Genomic DNA, 2,902 nt, shown 5'->3' on the forward strand with positions numbered 1-2,902 from the left:
ATACCCGCCTTCTTCAACAAGTCACCAATGGAGGCTGCCGAGACCTTCTTCTCGGCTGGCGACTTGCCATCGTCCGTCTTCCACCATTCCGGCAGCAAGGCTTTCACTTCAGGTGTCAGCATGCTGTTTTGCGACAGGAACTTTTCCAATTCAGCCAGCGAGAAGCGTTCCGGATTCCGTTCGTTCCACCATGCACTCAGATACTTTAATCCAGCGGCTTCATCGGTTCCGGTGGTGAATGACTTCGGCGGCAGACCCGCATCTCTGAGTAGTTGGAGTATCTCCGTCTCAGTCATGTTCGGCTTTGCCGTGTATTTGCTCAACGGCTCCCGGCTCCAGTGGCGTCCATTGCCATCTGCGGGAGATTGAATGGTTTCCTGCGTGCGGGATTGCTTGGAATGGCGCTGTCGTGGACTGATGACCAAGCACTCGTCGAGATGGCGGTTGTTCATTGCGTCCAAATCGGGTCCAAGATGAGGCAGCGGTTTCAGCACAGGCGTGCCCGACTCCTCATGCTGTGTGACACGGAAGATGCCGCCACAGAAGGTGTTGTTCATGCCAATGCCGGGCGGAATATGAGAAAGAATGAGTGCATCCCAGAGATGATGCCGCTGGCATAGGCGCTCTTTGACCCAGTCGGTGCGCGTGCCGAATTTCACCTCACGCCAGTAATCGGGGAAGGACTCCTTCGGACACCATACCTCCGCGCAGGCATGCGTCATGCCGCCCACCGGCGTACCGATGCGCTCCCAGGTTTCCTTTTGAATCGCGGCCTCACATTGCGTGGGATCCTCGATCTCAGCCGCCGCACGTCGGCGAATGCCCAGCCAGTGGGTGATCTCCGCCTTGAGCTGACGTGCAAGCTGCGCCATGCGCGTCATGTTCTGGAAATCCGGCACTTCGGGTTTATCCCACTCGAAGATGCTGCGTTTCCCGCTGCCCCAACGAAAACCGGTCAAAGCCGCCTTCATCTCCGCCCAAGGCAGAAAGGTGACGCCATCAATGGTTCGTCCGGCGATTTCGCAGGGCGTCTGATTGCCCTTGGCGGCATTGATGGCGCGCAGGGTGAGGCAAAGATTGCTCATGACGGTGAGGCCGCCGCGCTGCTGCGGGTAGATATGCTCCACTTCAAGTTCGGTGCTATGAGGCGTCAAACCTTCCAGCACTTTCCCGGTGTAGGGGCAGACGAGCTTTCCATCGGCATTCGTTTGCTGGTCGAACAGCAGGGCTTTCTTCTTCAAACCGTCCGAGGCTCCCACTGGGATGTGGAGGTGCTCAAAGATCCCATCCTTGGCCTTGCGTTTGGCCTTCGCCGCATTTTGGAGGTCGCGTTTGTCATCTTTGTTGCGTGGCATGTCGCCGACCACCTCGATAACGACGTAGTCTGGCAGACCGTCTGCCCGGTTCATCTGCTGCCGCACGGCGACGGGTCTGCTATGCGCGTCTTTGAGCTGTCCGGCAAAGAGGCGGCGCAGGATGCCGTGCTCCTGCGGGCGGTCATCTGCAAGCGAGCAGCCCCAGCGCGTGCGGTCCGCACCCCTCCGCCGACAGTTGGCGCTATCGCGTCTGTCACGGCTGTTCCCCTCTTCATCATACTGCTGCCGAGCGCCGAGCAGGAACTCGACCTGTGGATACAGCCCCCAGTTGGAGACATTGTTTACCCGCCATTGATAGTAACCCAGACCCGCGAGGCGATCACGCACGCCCTTGGCCTCAAAGTCCGTGCTGTGCAATGTGGCCACCGCATACAAAATGGCGGCCGACTCGGCTGCGAGGGAGGCACGGGCACCAAGGTCCCCCGCTTTGGCGCACAGGAGGTCATGGAGCTGTACAAAATAGTCCTTGTTGTGCGATTCACTGTCTTTGGCGAGCCTGACCTGAAAAGCCTCCCGCCAGCGTGTTTTTAATTCCGCGATGCCCACTTTGGGCCGGGCCGTTTTGGCTACCAGCGCAGCTTCGTCAGTGCCAAGGAAGTCCAGCGCCCATCGAACCGTGTCAGAGTGCGCGTAGTGGCGCTGGTAGTTCGATGCCACAAAGGTTCGCTCCGCCAGAAACTGTAGCAGCATGAAGCGGCGGATGCGCAGATCGCGCTTGGGGGAACGTTTCGCATCGTGGGCAATCGGATGGCCGCTCTTGCTCAAGAGTGGTGCATAAGGGCATTTGCCGGTCTTATTCTCCCATAGTTTCTCCGCCTCCTTGCGTGTGCGGCGGTGGTAATCCATGATGCAACCGGGATCGGTCATCTCTTTGCCTCTGCCAATACGCTCTGTCAGAGGCCAGTTACCATTCGCATCACAGCGGCCGAGCAGGCGCAGAACGGCTGCTTCGAACCTGTCCGCCGCAATCATCTCCCGCTGCCGAGAATGAGTTAAAATGGCATGAGCATGATGCTTCAAAAGTTCGCGAGGAAAGTTGTGCCTTCTGCCGAACACTCGCAGATTGGGGTGCCCCTTTTCGGCACAATGTTCCCGAAGCATCTTCTCCACCGGATTGTCCTGGTAACGTGCCACGGCAGAGTCCATCGCAAGCGAAAGAGCGTGCAATTTTTCTTCCGGGAAGAGGTCGGGCATATCGCGCATCTCACGGCGCAGGTCGTCTGCATATTCCTGGCTGATGGGCGTCTTGCGCAACCAGTCGAGAATGTCCGCATACTTCCATTCATCGCCCCAGGGGTGGGTGCCCTCTTCCGTCTGGTGATAATCAAAGCCACGATGCTTGACGATGTGCCGCAGGCAAACGGCCACACATTCCCGTGATCCCACCCCTGTGGTCACTGCACGCAGACGATGGTCATAAACACGGTTGGCCTCTCGTGCAGGTTCCTCAGCATGGCGGTTTTGATCTCGCCAGAGCTTGTCCGCCTGCTCCTTTGTCAGCAGGCCAAACTCGATGCACCACTGCT

General features: G+C 58.4%; 1 protein-coding gene. It reads right to left on the reverse strand.

Translation table 11 applies throughout. The features are described from left to right. Positions 1 to 2,902 (reverse strand): HNH endonuclease domain-containing protein (locus PSV43_RS16245; protein ID WP_300199560.1); only part of this gene is annotated, 2,902 nt, incomplete at both ends.

The sequence above is a fragment of the Prosthecobacter sp. genome (assembly GCF_029946185.1).
Classification (GTDB): Bacteria; Verrucomicrobiota; Verrucomicrobiia; order Verrucomicrobiales; family Verrucomicrobiaceae; genus Prosthecobacter.